Here is a 14,157-nt window from a genome sequence, read left to right on the forward strand (position 1 = left end):
CCCCGGCTGCGTGCCGACGGCGCGTCTCAGCCCGCCACGAAGGGCGTCTCGGGAACTTGCGTGTGGAAGCTCGCGTTGAGCATGTTCCAAGAGCGGATCGCGCCGACGACGAACGTGAGGTCCGCGATCTGCTCGTCGCTCAAGTGGCGCTTCACGGCGGCGAAATCGTCATCGCTGGGCGCACGATTCGGCACCGCGTTCACCGCCTCCGCCCAGTTGAGCGCGGCGCGTTCGGCGTCGCTGAAGAAGCGCCCTGCCTCGCGCCAGCCAGCCACGGCATTGGCATGGCGCGGGTCCATGCCCTGCCGGACCAGGTCGGCCCAGTGCATGTCGATGCAGAACGCACAGCCGTTGATCTGGCTGATGCGCAAGTCGACCAGCGCGCGTAGCCGCCTGTCCAACGTGGCGCCGGCGCTGTGGGAGAACTGCACCCCGGCGCGAGCGGCCTGGGGGGCGAGGGCGTGAAGGTCGAGTCTTGGTTCGGACATGGGTGCTCCTGGGGTGGGGATGGGATGGCTGCGACTTTCAAGGATCGCGGACCGGATGCGAAGTGGCGAAGCCGGAAGACGGCCTGTTCCCGGTTGGAATGGCGTGGCAGTCGGAAAGCAGGCGCCGAACAACCCCTGGTTGCCTGTGATGACGGTGCATCCCTTATGCTGCAGCATGCTTCCAAGTCTCGATCCAACCGACCCGCTGCTCTGGACCATTGCATTCCTGGTCGTGCTCTGCGTCGGCGTCGGCGCCTTCCGGTTCTTCAAACACCGCAGGGAGGGCGACCTCATGCTCCACGATTCCGCCATCTCCACGCTCGTGTTTCCGCCCGCGTCCAAGTTCCAGTCCTCCGCCTTGCCGCGACAGTAATCGCTTCGCGGTCCGACACCTCTCGGCCGTCCGAGCACGTGAACATGCCTCATCGCATACCCATCCCCGACCCGAACCTGCCTGATCCTGGCGAGCGCACCGGGCAGGGCAGCGACAGCTTGCTGCCGTTTCTCAGGCAACGCCGCGCCGGCAAACCCCGGCCGCCGAATGAATTCGTGCACACCGAACCGGAGTCCCCTTCGGGTTCACCATCGGACGCACCCGCGCCGGACGCATAGCGGTTGCAGGACCATGGCCCAGACCCACCACAGGACGAGGAGCTGCAACGGCGCGCGGATCAGGAGATAGACGGGGCCCCAGGCGTGGCCGCCCATCGGCACGTGATGCAGCGCCGCGTACACGTTCGCAGGAAAGAAGGCCACCAGGGTGGCCGCCGCAGTCCATGCCCCGGCCTGGCGCGAGCGCGGAATGAACAACGCGAGCGCTATCGCGATCTCGAGTACCCCGGTGGCGTACACCAGCAGCTCCCTTGCCGGTACCCAGGAGGGCAACATCTGCACCATCGGGCCGGTCTGGATGAAATGTCCACTGGCCGTGAACAGGAAGAGCAGCCCTGTACTCGCCGCCGCCACGGCGGGCAGGGTCTCCTGCCTTCGGTCGCGCAGCACCGCTCGACAGACCAGGTACGGCAGGACCAGGATCAGGGTCATCAGCACAGGGGTCAGCATCCGTCCACTCCCGCCGGGCTGCCCCCACCAGGAGTCACTGCACCTTGACCGCAGGGCAGCTGGATGCCTTCGGCATCGAAGACCTCCTTCATGGCTGCGAGGCCGTTCAAGGCAGCCGGGAACCCGGCATACACCGACATCTGCATCAACACTTCCGAGATCTCTTGCGGGGTGCAGCCGACGTTCAATGCGGCGTGGATGTGCACCCGCAATTGCGGTGCGGCGTTCCCCATCGCGCAGAGAGCGGCCACGGCCGCGATCTCGCGTTCGCGCAGTCCGAGGCCCGCACGGGAGTAGATGTCGCCGAACGGGTACTCGAGCACGTAGGCTGCGAAGTCCGGGAAGGACGAGGCCAGGCCCTCCACGACACGGATCCCCGCTTTCCCGTCGACGCGTTCCAGCATCTGCTCCCCGCGGATGCGGCGGTCTGACTTGGGCGGCTCACGATCAGCTTGCATTGCTGTTCTCCTGTTGGCTTCGTGGATGTGGCGACTGAGCGGTCGCTAGCGCGCTGGCCAAGGCCTTCGCCGCGCTGATCGCTCCCTGGAGCGACGCGCGATGGCGCTCGTCGCCGAACTCCTGGTACTCGATGGCCACGTGGTGGACGTCGTTGGCCGACACGCCGAGATAGCGCGCGCAGGTGCGCACGTGCGGCTCGAGATGCTCCCAGCGCTCGCGCAGGCCGCCGGGGCGGAAAGCGAACTCGCCGGAGGCGGACAGCAGCACCAGCTTCTTGCCTGAAAGTAGCGGCGACAGCGGCCAGGTCGTTTCCGTCCGGTCGAAGCTGAAGGTGCGGTTGATGCGGATCACCTGGTCGAACCACGCCTTGAGCGCCGCCGGCATTCCGTAGTTGTACCGGGGTGTCGCGATGACGACGATGTCGGACCGGGCGAGTTCGTCGATCGCCGCATCCGAATAGGCCAGCACGTCGCTCTGGGCGGCGGTGCGCTGGTCCTCGGGCGTGAAGCAGGCGGCGATCCATGCCTCGGTCAGCAGCGGAGGGTGGTTGATGCCGACGTCACGCTCCCAGACGGCGTCGTGCGGCCGCAAGGCCAGCCACTGGGACACGAAGGCGGTTGCCAGTTGCCGCGACAGCGATCGCTCGCGGCGCGGGCTCGCGTTGATGAGAAGCAGGTTCATGGGGTCGTGGTTCGATGGCGCGCAATGCGCGTGTCAAGGGTGATCCAGGCCAGCACGGCGACCGCCACGAGAGCGAGCGCGGCGGCGAGGAGCGGAAGCTGGACGAGGGGCACGTCGGCGGCAAGAGCACGTCCCCCGAGCCAGGCCCCGCCCGCGTTGCCGAGGTTGAAGGCACCGATGTTCAGCGTGGACGCCAACGCCGGCGCATCCGGGGCTTCGTCCAGCACGCGGGCCTGCAGGCCCGGAGCGGTTGCGAATGCCGCCAGGCCCCAGAGGAAGCTGGCCGCGGCCACCGCTGCCGGCAGCAAGGCGGCGAGCGACAGGGTCGCCTCGACGACCGCGAGCGCCAGCAGGATCGCGAACATGGACCGCACGGGCCAGCGGTCCGAGAGCCAGCCGCCGACAACGTTGCCCACTGTCGTGCCCAGGCCGAACACGACCAGGGTCGCATTCACCCGGGCGGTCGAAAACCCGGCGATGTCGTGGAGCAGCGGGGCGACATAGGTCAGTGCCGCGAACATGCCGCCGAAGCCCGTGGCGGTGAGCAGCAGCGCCGCCAGGAAGCGCGGGCGGGCCAGGATGCCCCACCCTGCCGAAGCGCCGGGCGCCGCCGTTGCGACATGCCGCGGCACCAATGCCCACACGCCGACCAGCGCGACCAGGCCCAGCGCGCAGACGATCCAGAACGTGACCCGCCATCCGGCGTGTGCGCCGATCCAGGCCCCCGCTGGCACGCCGAGCACGTTGGCCAGCGTCAGCCCGCTGAACATCAGCGCGATGGCCGCGGCCCGCCTGTCGGCGGCAACGAGGCCGGCCGCCACGGCGGAGCCGACGCCGAAGAAAGCACCGTGTGTCAGCGACGCGATGATCCTGCCCGCCATCAGCGTCCGGTAGTCCGGCGCCACGGCGCACACCAGGTTGCCCGCGATGAAGACGAGCATGAGTGCGGCCAGGCTGCGATGCGGCTGCACCCGCGCTGCGAGCGCCGCCACGGGTGGCGCGCCAAACGCGACCCCGAGTGCGTAGCCGGTGACCAGCAGCCCCGCATCCGGCAATCCCACCCCGAGGTCGGTTGCCACGGCGGGCAGCAGGCCCATGATCACGAACTCGGTGGTGCCGACCGCAAACGCGGCGAGGGCCAAGGCCAGGACTGGCAACGGGATGCCATGCCTGGAGGAGTGAGCGCGGCCCATCACGTCCTCACTGCCCGGAAGCGCCCAGGAGGTCGTCCAGGTCGACGGCATCCGCCATCGCGCGATAGCCGGCATCGCCGGGATGCAGGTGGTCGCCTGAATCGAACTCGGCGCGCAGGCGCGTCGGACGGGACGGATCCCGCAGCAGTCGATCGAAATCGACCACGGCGTCGAAAGCGCCGGAATGGCGGATCCAGTCGTTCACCGCCTGCCGTACCGACTCCTTCTGTGGGCTGGAGTGGCCTTCCAGCGGCGTTCCTTTCAGCGCATCTTCGAAAGGCGGGAGCGTGCCGGCGACGACACGCACGCCCCGCACGCGCGCCCGTTCGGCCAGCTGGTGCAAGCCCGCAGTGATCTCCGCAGCGTTGGGTGGACGCTCATCGGGCGCAAACGGCCCGCCGGGCCACCCGATGTCGTTCGTTCCGATCATCACGATCAGCGCGCGAACGCCTGCGTGCTGCAGCACGTCCCGATCCAGCCTCGCGAGCGCGCTGTCGCCCATTCCCGCACGCAGGAGGCGGTTTCCCGAGATGCCCGCGTTCAACACCGCGACGCCGCGTCGTTCGAGTCGGCGCGCGAGGAAGTCGGGCCAGCGGTGATCCGCGCCAGGGCTCGAGCCGTTGCCGTCGGTGATGGAGTCGCCGAGCGCGACGACGGTGACCGGCTCTTGCGCGGACTCGACCAGCACGGCGGAGAGGAAGGCGCGCGCAGCAAACTTCTCGGCGCCGTCTCGCGACGGCCGCCCGGCCGCATTGCCATGGAGCATCAAAGTCTCGTCGCGGGCATCCCAGTGGAAGCCCGCGAGCTGGCTGCGCTGGGGCAGGTAGACGTCGATCTGCAGGCGTGCGCCCGCCGCGACTGGAAGCGCGATGGGGTCGCTCACTGCCGTGGCACCAGCGGCGACGATGACCTCCCGCGCACCTTGGAACGTGGCACCCAGGCCGCGGGCCGAGGATGCCAACCCGACGTGGACGGCACCCACCTTCAGCGGTGCATCGCCGTACTCGTTGCTGACCACGACCCGCACGCGGTCGCCGCCCAGGCTCACCCGCAAAAACTGGCGCATTGTCACGTTGCGCAACAGGGGCGGCATGCCCAGGGGAAGCACGAAATCGCTGCTCCACGCCGGCTCGGCGGGGGAGATCCAGCTGGTCGTCCAGTGCCGGGGTGCTGCGTACGACACGGCCGCGGCCCCAGCCAGCAGCATCGCCACACCCACCCTCGTCATCCATTTGCTCACGGTGAAATTCCTGTCCCGGTGCGTTGAAGGGACGCGACTTTGCTGCATTCCGGAATGGAAGCGAAGAGCGGAAAATGGAAGACCGGCTCTTCACCGTTGGAATGATTCATGGATCGTCTCAAGGCCATGGGCGCGTTCGTGCGCGCCGTCGAACTCGGCAGCTTGTCCGCAGTTGCAAGGGAGATGTCGACCACCCAGCCCACTGTCAGCAAGCTGGTGGCATGGCTCGAGCGCGATATCGGCGCCCGGCTGCTGGAGCGAAGCAGCCAGCGGGTGCTGCCCACCGAGGAAGGTGCACGCTTCCTGGCCAACGCCAAGCGGGTACTCGAGGAATACGAAGAGGCCGTCGCCGAAGTCGCAAGCGGCGTGCGAGAGCCGCGCGGGCTGGTGCGGATCTCCGCCCCCGTGGCGCTCGGCGAACTGCGGCTCGGTGCCTTGATGCTGGAGATCCTTTCGGACCTGCCGCACCTGCAGGTGGAGTTGCTGCTCGAAGACCGGTTCGTCGACCCGGTCGAGGAGCGGGTCGACCTGACGATCCGGATCGGTGGAGTCCTGCCCGCCGACCTCGTCGCCCGCCAGCTTGCCGTCTGGCCGCGCTACCTGGTGGCCTCCCCCGACTACGTGCGGCGCAGGGGGCGTCCGCGGCGGCCGGAAGACCTCGCCGCCCACGACTACTTGCGCTATGCAGGCCGGAGCGACGAAGAGGTCCGCCTGACCTGCGCCGACGACAGCCTGGTCGTGAACCTGCCCTCCCGTTACCGCGTGAACAGCGCGATCGCCCTGCTCAACGCCGTGCATTCCGGGGCTGGCATCGCGCTGCAACCCTGCTGGATGGTGGACGGGGCCTTGCGAGAAGGCACGTTGGTGCGGGTTCTGCCGCGCTGGACCGGCCCCGCCCAGACGGCGCACTTGGTCTACGCGCCGCGCCGGCGGTTGCCCGCGCGCGTGCAGGTGGTGATGGAGCGCCTGCTGGCGTCCATCGCCACCTGGTAGTCGACCGCGGCTTCGCGCGCGCTGTCGTCGGCACGCCGGCCGAGGCCGGAATCACCGGCCCCGCAGGAAACCAACGACGATGTCCAGGAACTCGTCGCGCCGCTCGATGTTGGGCAGGTGCTTGGCTTCCAGCAAGCGCAGCCGCGCGTCGGGAATCGTGGACGCGATCTCCTGGCTGTGACGGACGGTGGTGACCGTGTCGTTCTCGCCCGCGATCACGAGCGTGGGCTGCGTGACGAGGGCAATGGTGCGCCGCAGGTCGGCATCGCGGATGGCCGCCCAGCTGCCGGCCACGCCTTCGCGACGCGTCGTCAGCAGCGTGCGCCTGAACGCCTGCACTGTGGCGCCATCCGCTTCGAGCATCGCGGCGGGGAACCAGTTGCGCAGGAACATGTCTGCCGCCCCGGCCATGTCCGGGGCGGCCATCAGTTCCGCGATCGCCACGTCCCACTGCGCTGGCGGGCCGAGGCACGCAGCGGTGTTCGACAGCACCAGGCCCCCAATGCGGTCCGGCACGTGGATGCCGAGCCACTGCGCCACGATGCCGCCGAGCGAGAGACCCAGGACGTGGACACGGGGCAGTTCCAGCGCATCGAGCAATTCCACGACGTCCCGCCCGAGCCGGTCGAGCGAATAGACGGCCGACGGGACGTCCGACTGGCCGTGGCCGCGGGCGTCGTAGCGCAGGACGCGAAAGTCGCTCACGAGCTTCGGCACCTCGCCGTCCCACATGTGCAGGTCGGTGGCTATGGAGTTCGACAGCAGCAACACGGGTCGATCCGGCCGGCCGTCGAACCGGTACGCGATGCGAACTCCGTCGCCCGTGGTGATGAAAGAGGTTGTCCCGGTTTGCATGAAATGCCGGTGTCCCTTTCAGTCGGCCAAGTACGGCGTTTCGGGAACCTGCGTATGGAAGCTGGCGTTCAGCATGTTCCACGAGCGGATCGCGCCGACGGCGAACGTCAGGTCGGCGACCTGCTCGTCGCTCAGGTGGCGCTTCACGGCCTGGAAGTCGGCGTCAGTGGGTGTGCGTTGCGGCAGTGCGTTCACCGCCTCCGCCCAATTGAGTGCGGCGAGCTCCGCTTCGCTGAAGAAGCGCGTCGCCTCCCGCCAGCCTGCCACGGCATTGACATGGCGCGGGTCCATGCCTTGCCTGGCCAGGTCGGCCCAGTGCATGTCGATGCAGAACGCGCAGCCGTTGATCTGGCTGATGCGCAAGTCGATGATGGCCCGCAGGCGCTTGTCCAGGCTGCTGCCGGCCGCATGGGAGAACTGGACACCGGCCTTGGCGGCCTTGGGTGCGAGGGCGTGGTAATCGAGGCGAGGTGCGGACATGAAAAACTCCTGTGGTTCGAGGTGGGACACACCATCAAGACGTCCTGCCTGTCCGGCTTGTGACAGCCGGGTGCTGTCACAAACGAGGCGGCCCGATCGTCTAGCACGCAAAGGAGCACATTCATGCCATCCCAGCCACCCAAGCGCGCGCTCGTCGTCATCGACGTGCAGAACGAGTATTTCGAACGCGGCTGCCTGCCGATCGAGCATCCGCCCCGCACGCGAACGCTGCCCAACGTCGCAGCCGCGATGGACGCCGCGCGACAGGCCGCGGTGCCGGTGGTCGTCGTGCAGCACCACGCCGCGAAGGGTGCTCCCCTGTTCCAGCCTGGCACGCACGCGGCCGAACTGCACGAGGCCGTGGCCGGCCGGCCGCGCGACCACCTGGTCACCAAGGCCTTCCCCAGCGCGTTCGCCGGAACCGACCTCGCGGAGTGGCTCGCCGCGCGCCACATCGACACCTTGTCTGTCGCTGGCTACATGACGCAGCACTGCGTCGCGTCCACGATCTTCGAGGGCATGCACCGCGGCTTCACCATGGAGTTCCTGCACGACGCGAGCGGCGCCTTGTCATACGCCAACGCCGCCGGCAGGGCGAGCGCCGAGGACATCCATCGCGTGCTCAGCGTCGTGTTCCACAGCAGCTTCGCCGCGGTGGCGTCGACCGCCGCCTGGGTCGAGGCCGTGCAGCAGCACCAGCCGCTGCCCCGCGACAACCTGGTGCTGTCGAACCGCCGCGCGCTCGAGATGCCGGCCCGTTGAGTCACGCGCGGTTGTCACAATCCGGGGGCTCCGTGCGTCTAGGTGCCATGAACCCGAAACCTGGCTGCGTCGACCCTCCAGGCGATGTCTTCGTCCTCTTGCGCCCGCGCCTGCTCGGGATTGCCTATCGCATGCTCGGCCTGCGCGCGGACGCGGAGGACATCGTCCAGGACGTCTGGCTGCGCTGGCGCGACACCGATCGCTCGTCCGTGCAGTGCGCCGAAGCGTGGCTGGTGACGGCCACGACGCGGCTGTCCATCGATCGCCTGCGCGCAGCCAAGGCCGAGCGCGCCACGTATGCGGGCGAATGGCTGCCCGAGCCGATCGTGGACGTCGAGGAGCGCACGCCCGAGACCATTGCCGAGCGCGCCGACGAGTTATCGCTGGCTTTCCTCCACGTGCTGGAGCGGCTGGCACCTGAAGAACGCGCGGCGTACCTGTTGCGCCACGCGTTCGACTACGACTACGGTGAGATCGCGGACATGCTCGGCAAGAACGAGCCGGCGGTCAGGCAGGCGGTGCACCGGGCGACGGAGCGCCTGAAGCTGGACCGGCCCCGCTTCGACGTGCCGCGCGACACGCACCTGCGATTGCTGCAGCGGTTCGTCTCGGCGGCCAGCAGCGGCGACCGCAGTGCGATTCGCGCGCTGCTTGCCGACGACGTTGCCGCGATCGGCGACGGCGGCGGGAAGGTCCCTTCCGTGCACGGAGGCATGCACGGCGGGGAGCGGGTCGCGAACCTGTACTGGGCGCACTTCCGGCGCCACGGCTGCGCCCTCACGTATCGCATCGCCACCATCAATGGGACGCCGGGCCTGCTGCGCTTCATCGACGGCCGGCTCGAATCCGCACAGGCCGTCGTGACCGACGGCGAGCGCATCGTGGCCTTCTACGTCGTGCGCAATCCCGACAAGCTGGCGCGCATCACGGCCGCGCCTTGAACCTTGCAGGGCGGGATGCAGCGCGCCGGATCGAGTGCAGCGACCTTCACGCCACACGCCTGGCCAAGCACGAGTAGCAACCCTGCTTGGCATTGTGCAAGTGCACATAGGCGACCAGGTCGGAGGCGAACATCGCTTCGAGACGGTCTGCGACGGAAGTTCCTGGAACGACGTCAGCCTCCAGCATCAAGCCGTCCTCATCGTAGGCTCTCAGGGAGATGACGCGCCGGGTCACGTACGGCGGCACCTCTCCGGGGGGAAGGCTGCGTGCCGACTGCCCTCGACGGACATAGATCGGGCCCGCGGCCCGATAAGGTGATTCGGTCCGATGGTGCTCGAAGGGCAGGAGCAGCAGCTCTTCGCCTTCCCGAGCATCCTCCAGGCTGATCCGGCAAGGGTATCCCGGGAAGCTGTCCGCCTTGTGCCGCGTGATCCCCCGCGCCTTCAAGTCGGCGTCCGTGAGCAGGAAGAGCGGTTCGAATTCATCGGGTTGCAGGCCAACGAGCTGGTAACTCGGCATGGAATCTCCTTGATTGAGGATGCCAAGTTTCCGGCCGCAAGCGCGCAAAGGCTCGCCAGTTCCGGACCCGCATTTCGTGGCGGTCCAAGCATCGACGCGAACGCGGGCTCAGCGCCCAGCCGTAGCCGCGTCGTGCGGAATCAGGCCGTTGCGCGCGGATCCACGTCTGCCATCCGGCACGAACCCGTCGCGATTCGGCATCCGGACTGCGCTCAGCACCTTGTGATCGAGGACGCCGTCGGCTTCCAGGAGCCCGTTCAGGTGCAGGATGTACGACGTCACCGCATAACTGTCATCGGTGCTGAGCGATCCGGGCTCGTCGTAGGGCATTGCCCGGCGGATGTAGTCCCAGAGCGTGGTCGCATGGGGCCAGTAGCTTCCCACTGTCAGGATCGGCTCGCGACTCTTCAACGTGCCTTGCCCACCAACCAGCGCAGGGTAGTAGTCGTTGCCTTCGGCCTTCCACCCGTGACAGGCAGCGCACCTCGCGGCGAAAATGTCACGGCCGCGTTCCACCGTGCCCCGGCCGGTCGGCAGCCCCGCCCCATCCGGAAAGACCGTGATCGCCTTCGAAGTGACCTCGGTCGCGGCGGCCGTTCGGCCGACGCTCTTCCACGCCGGGGCTGGACCGGGTTGGGCCACCGTGCTGATGCTCGTCACAAGCAGCGCAGACGCAATTGCCTTCTCAAACATGCGTCACCTGCCCGCCGGACGTGACGTGCCACGCCTTGATCCCGTTGTAGTGGTTGAAGCCGTCTGGGCCGGGCCTGGTCCCGCGCATCGCCACGATGCGATCGCGCGTCGGTTGCTCGTCACCGGTCTCGTCGGTCGCGCGCGACATGATCCACGTGTCCCGGCCGTCCCATGCCCACGGCAAGGTGAATCGCGTCAGGGACCGGTCCAGGACCGGCGGCTGCAACGCGGCGGGTTGCCATGTGCGCCCCCCGTCCACTGACACGTCCACTCTCTTCACACGCCCGCGGCCCGACCACGCGATGCCCGAGATCTCGTGGAAGCCCGGCCCGGACAGGGCGTGGCCCCCGCTGGGGCGCAGGATCACCGACTTGACGTCCATCTCGAAGCTGAACTGCCATGCACGTCCATCCGGCATCAGGTCGGTGTAGCTCGCCGCCTCGTCGCGCGACATCGCCGGGCCGGCTGTGAGTTGCAGTCGGTGCAGCCACTTCACGTGCACGTTGCCTTCCCACCCAGGAACCACCAGGCGCAGCGGATAGCCCTGCTCAGGGCGGACCGGCTCGCCGTTCTGGGCATACGCCACGATGACATCGTCCATGGCCTTCGCGATTGGGATGCTGCGGGAATGGCGTGCCGCGTCTGCTCCTTCCGCGACCACCCACTGCGCCTGCCCCTGTACACCCGCGATGCGGAGCAGCGTGCTGAGTCGCACGCCTGTCCACTCGCTTCCGCTCACCAGGCCATGGCTCTTCTGCGCTGTCTCGCCCGGATTGCCGGCGTGCTCACGCCCGCTGTTGCCGGCGCACTCGATGAAGTGGACCCGCGACACCGACGGCAGGCGGCGCAGGTCTTCCATCGAGAAAGCCACGCTCCTTCCAGCCAATCCGTGGACCAGCAATTCATGGCGCGCCGCTTCGATGCGCGGGACGCCGGAGTGATGTCGTTCGAAATGGAGCGAGGACGGCGTGATGACGCCCACGGTGTCCTGCAACGGCGTGCGGCTTGCGCCGGTTCCAGGCGTGGGCGAGTCGCCGAAGAACCGGGTCGCATGCACCTCCGGCGATCTGCCGCCATATGCCCGTCGCCCGGCGCCGAGCTGACGCGCTTCCTGCGCGGCCGCCCTGCCGCCCGCCGCACTGGCTGCCAGCGATGCCAGGACACTTCTTCGCTTCATATCGCACGCTCCCTGACAGGTTGGGTGCGCGGCGCCGGCCTCGCAGGGACGACCAAGACGCTCAGTTGCCCGGGACAAGTGGGAGGCGAAGATGTTTGCATGACGATCAGCGTTGTCGAGAGGTGCTGCAAGCAAGACGCGCGAGCGGGCAGGGTTGTGACACCCGGCCGCCCCCCGGTTCCGGCTCTGGGAGACCATCGGCCGGACTCAGCTGCCGCCGAAAGCTGCGCCGAGGGCGCAGACGCCGGCCATCGCAGATGCAAGTCGCATTCGTCCTGACGCACCCCATGAACGCGCATGTCCTGCCCGCGCAGCTGAACCCGATCAACCGCGGCCGCCGCCGCTCGCGGCTGCCGGCAACTTCAGGAGCTCGGCTGCCTCAGATGGCGCGCTGGTCGACGCGCTTCGAAAGTTCCTCGGCACTCTCCTTGCGCTCGCTGTAGCGGTCCACCAGGTACGCGCTGACATCGCGCGTGAGCAGCGTGAACTTGAACAACTCCTCCATCACGTCGACGACGCGGTCGTAGAAGGCGGACGGCTTCATCCGCCCGTCCTCCGTGAATTCGGCGAAGGCCTTGGCCACGCTGGATTGGTTCGGGATGGTGATCATGCGCATCCAGCGCCCGAGCACGCGCATCTGGTTCACGGCGTTGAAGCTCTGGGATCCACCCGAGACCTGCATGACCGCGAGCGTCTTGCCCTGCGTCGGCCGAACTGCGCCCACGGACAGCGGGATCCAGTCGATCTGCGTCTTCATCACGCCGGTCATGGAGCCGTGACGCTCCGGTGAGCACCACACCATGCCCTCGGCCCAGGCGGCGAGGCTGCGCAGTTCCTGGACCTTCGGGTGCGTGTCCGGCGCCCCGTCGGCCAGCGGCAGGCCCGTGGGATCGAAGATCCTGGTCTCTCCTCCCATCGCTTGCAGCAGGCGCGCGGCCTCGAACGTGAGCAGCCGGCTGTACGAGCGCTCACGCAACGATCCGTACAGCAGCAGGAAGCGCGGGCGATGCTGCGACGGAACCGGGACGTCCAGCCGGTCCTGCGTCGGCACATCGAAAAGCTCGGTGCGCAGCGCGGTAAAGGTCGAATCGTCCTCAAGCACGGCGCACCCCGTTGTCCTGCACGACTTCGCCATCTTCCTTCGTGAAGGGCGCCAGCTTCGCCACGGGCAGCAGTTCCAGGACCGCTTCGGACGGGCGACACAGCTTGGTCCAGAGGGGTGTCCGGACAACCGGCCGGTTCATCAGGATCGGATGTTGCTGGATGAAGTCCAGTAGCTGGCCGTCCGTCCACTTGGGGTCCGCCAAGCCAAGGTCGGCATAGGGGGTGCCCTTTTCCCTCAGCAGCTCCCTGACCGACATGTGCATTTCCGCCAGGAGCTCGCGAATCTGTTCCTTGGGAGGCGGCGCCTTCAGGTATTCGACAACCTCGGGCTCGATCCCAGCGTGGCGGATGAGGGCCAGCGTGTTCCGGCTGGTGCCGCAGTCGGGGTTATGGAAGATGGTGACATTCGCCATTGCAGTCACCCTCGTGCGGCCCGCATGCCGCTCTCGTACCAGCCCTGCGAGCGGTTCACGACCGCGACGACGGCGAGCATGACCGGAACCTCGATCAGGACGCCGACGACAGTGGCCAGCGCAGCCCCGGACTGGAATCCGAACAGGCTGATGGCAGTGGCCACCGCCAATTCGAAGAAGTTGCTCGCGCCGATGAGTGCCGACGGACCCGCCACGCAGTGCTGCACGCCCATGCGACGGTTCAGCCAGTACGCCAGGCCCGAGTTCAGCATCACTTGGATCAGGATGGGAACCGCCAGCAACGCGATCACCAGCGGCTGCTCGATGATGGCCTCGCCCTGGAAGGCGAACAGCAGCACCAGCGTGAGGAGCAGCGCGGCGATCGAGATCGGGCCGAGCCTGGCGACAGCGGCCTCGAAGTGCGTCGCGCCCTTGCGCAGCAAGGCCTTTCGCCAGACCTGCGAGATGACCGCCGGCACGACGATGTAAAGGCCCACCGAGGTCAGCAAGGTGTCCCACGGCACCGTGATGGAGGAGAGTCCCAGCAGCAGCGCCACGATGGGTGCGAAGGCCACCACCATGATGGAGTCGTTCAGCGCGACTTGGGACAACGTGAAGTACGGATCGCCTTTGCACAGCTGCGCCCAGACGAACACCATCGCGGTGCAGGGCGCAGCCGCGAGCAGGATGAGCCCAGCGATGTAGCTGTCGATCTGTTCCGCCGGGAGGTGGGGCGCGAAGACATGCCGGATGAAGACCCATCCCAGCAGCGCCATCGAGAACGGCTTGACGGCCCAGTTGATGAAGAGGGTGACGCCGATGCCGCGCACGTGCGACTTCACCTGGCCGAGTGCCCCGAAGTCGATCTTCAGGAGCATGGGGATGATCATGATCCAGATCAGCACGCCCACGGGCAGGTTGACCTTCGCGACTTCCAGCGCGGCGATGCCGTGGAAGAGACCGGGAAGGAGCTGCCCGAGGGTGACCCCTGCCACGATGCAGAGGGCGACCCAGATCGTCAGGTAGCGCTCGAAGAACCCAATGGCCGGTTTGGCGAATCCGGACGTGTCTGATGCGACTTCTGTTGCGCTCATGG

Annotated in this window: 17 protein-coding genes; 3 read left to right on the forward strand and 14 right to left on the reverse strand. The window is 67.8% G+C overall.

Annotation, left to right across the window (positions count from 1 at the left end; all coding sequences use genetic code 11):
- Positions 1 to 26: 26 nt before the first annotated feature.
- From I8E28_RS20030 to I8E28_RS20055, 6 genes are all read right to left on the reverse strand, one after another.
- Positions 27 to 488 (reverse strand): carboxymuconolactone decarboxylase family protein, encoded by a 462-nt coding sequence (locus tag I8E28_RS20030; protein ID WP_200789983.1) that lies wholly within the window; start codon positions 486 to 488, stop codon positions 27 to 29.
- Between the two features lie 579 nt (positions 489 to 1,067).
- Complete coding sequence (locus tag I8E28_RS20035) at positions 1,068 to 1,532, reverse strand: DoxX family protein (RefSeq protein ID WP_200789984.1); 465 nt, start codon at positions 1,530 to 1,532, stop codon at positions 1,068 to 1,070.
- Positions 1,533 to 1,543: 11 nt separating this feature from the next.
- On the reverse strand, positions 1,544 to 2,008 hold the full coding sequence (locus tag I8E28_RS20040; RefSeq protein ID WP_200789985.1) for a carboxymuconolactone decarboxylase family protein: 465 nt from the start codon (positions 2,006 to 2,008) through the stop codon (positions 1,544 to 1,546).
- Positions 1,998 to 2,690, reverse strand: a complete 693-nt coding sequence (locus I8E28_RS20045; protein ID WP_200789986.1) for an FMN-dependent NADH-azoreductase — start codon at positions 2,688 to 2,690, stop codon at positions 1,998 to 2,000. The genes I8E28_RS20040 and I8E28_RS20045 overlap by 11 nt, the downstream gene beginning before the upstream one ends.
- On the reverse strand, positions 2,687 to 3,853 hold the full coding sequence (locus tag I8E28_RS20050; RefSeq protein WP_200790465.1) for an MFS transporter: 1,167 nt from the start codon (positions 3,851 to 3,853) through the stop codon (positions 2,687 to 2,689). The genes I8E28_RS20045 and I8E28_RS20050 overlap by 4 nt, the downstream gene beginning before the upstream one ends.
- Positions 3,854 to 3,890: 37 nt before the next feature.
- Entirely contained in the window at positions 3,891 to 5,123 is a 1,233-nt protein-coding gene (locus tag I8E28_RS20055; protein WP_200789987.1) for a GDSL-type esterase/lipase family protein, read from the reverse strand.
- 108 nt (positions 5,124 to 5,231) lie between these two features.
- Between I8E28_RS20055 and I8E28_RS20060 the strand changes: the two genes are divergently transcribed.
- A complete protein-coding gene (locus I8E28_RS20060) occupies positions 5,232 to 6,116 on the forward strand; it encodes a LysR family transcriptional regulator (protein WP_200789988.1) in 885 nt (294 codons plus the stop codon).
- A 51-nt stretch (positions 6,117 to 6,167) separates the two neighbouring features.
- On the opposite strand, the gene I8E28_RS20065 is transcribed toward I8E28_RS20060, so the two are convergent.
- Both I8E28_RS20065 and I8E28_RS20070 read right to left on the reverse strand, forming a co-directional pair.
- The gene (locus I8E28_RS20065; protein WP_200789989.1) at positions 6,168 to 6,971 is read right to left on the reverse strand and encodes an alpha/beta fold hydrolase; all 804 of its coding nucleotides are present in this window, start codon (positions 6,969 to 6,971) and stop codon (positions 6,168 to 6,170) included.
- An 18-nt stretch (positions 6,972 to 6,989) separates the two neighbouring features.
- Positions 6,990 to 7,451, reverse strand: coding sequence for a carboxymuconolactone decarboxylase family protein (locus I8E28_RS20070; RefSeq protein WP_200789990.1), 462 nt, complete (start codon positions 7,449 to 7,451; stop codon positions 6,990 to 6,992).
- A gap of 123 nt (positions 7,452 to 7,574) precedes the next feature.
- On the opposite strand from I8E28_RS20070, the gene I8E28_RS20075 reads away from it, so the two are divergent.
- Positions 7,575 to 8,213: an isochorismatase family protein gene (locus tag I8E28_RS20075; RefSeq protein ID WP_200789991.1), complete on the forward strand. Its 639-nt coding sequence runs from the start codon at positions 7,575 to 7,577 to the stop codon at positions 8,211 to 8,213.
- A gap of 47 nt (positions 8,214 to 8,260) precedes the next feature.
- Positions 8,261 to 9,154, forward strand: a complete 894-nt coding sequence (locus I8E28_RS20080) for an RNA polymerase sigma-70 factor (RefSeq protein ID WP_200789992.1) — start codon at positions 8,261 to 8,263, stop codon at positions 9,152 to 9,154.
- Between the two features lie 46 nt (positions 9,155 to 9,200).
- On the opposite strand, the gene I8E28_RS20085 is transcribed toward I8E28_RS20080, so the two are convergent.
- The 6 genes from I8E28_RS20085 to arsB all read right to left on the reverse strand — a co-directional run bounded on the left by I8E28_RS20085 (position 9,201) and on the right by arsB (position 14,155).
- Positions 9,201 to 9,674 (reverse strand): DUF1203 domain-containing protein, encoded by a 474-nt coding sequence (locus I8E28_RS20085; protein WP_200789993.1) that lies wholly within the window; start codon positions 9,672 to 9,674, stop codon positions 9,201 to 9,203.
- 108 nt (positions 9,675 to 9,782) lie between these two features.
- The gene (locus I8E28_RS20090) at positions 9,783 to 10,367 is read right to left on the reverse strand and encodes a c-type cytochrome (RefSeq protein WP_200789994.1); all 585 of its coding nucleotides are present in this window, start codon (positions 10,365 to 10,367) and stop codon (positions 9,783 to 9,785) included.
- Positions 10,360 to 11,544 carry a sulfite dehydrogenase gene (gene soxC / locus I8E28_RS20095; protein ID WP_200789995.1) on the reverse strand — a complete coding sequence of 395 codons (1,185 nt, stop codon included), beginning with the start codon at positions 11,542 to 11,544 and terminating at the stop codon, positions 10,360 to 10,362. The genes I8E28_RS20090 and soxC overlap by 8 nt, the downstream gene beginning before the upstream one ends.
- A gap of 379 nt (positions 11,545 to 11,923) precedes the next feature.
- Positions 11,924 to 12,646 carry an arsenical resistance protein ArsH gene (gene arsH / locus I8E28_RS20100; protein WP_420850230.1) on the reverse strand — a complete coding sequence of 241 codons (723 nt, stop codon included), beginning with the start codon at positions 12,644 to 12,646 and terminating at the stop codon, positions 11,924 to 11,926.
- Positions 12,639 to 13,061 (reverse strand): arsenate reductase (glutaredoxin), encoded by a 423-nt coding sequence (arsC, locus tag I8E28_RS20105; RefSeq protein WP_200789997.1) that lies wholly within the window; start codon positions 13,059 to 13,061, stop codon positions 12,639 to 12,641. Before arsC ends, arsH begins: the two co-directional genes overlap by 8 nt.
- 5 nt (positions 13,062 to 13,066) lie before the next feature.
- Positions 13,067 to 14,155, reverse strand: coding sequence for an ACR3 family arsenite efflux transporter (gene arsB, locus I8E28_RS20110; protein ID WP_200789998.1), 1,089 nt, complete (start codon positions 14,153 to 14,155; stop codon positions 13,067 to 13,069).
- Positions 14,156 to 14,157 lie beyond the last annotated feature (2 nt).

It is taken from the genome of Ramlibacter algicola, from assembly GCF_016641735.1.
Taxonomy (GTDB): Bacteria; Pseudomonadota; Gammaproteobacteria; order Burkholderiales; family Burkholderiaceae_C; genus Ramlibacter; species Ramlibacter algicola.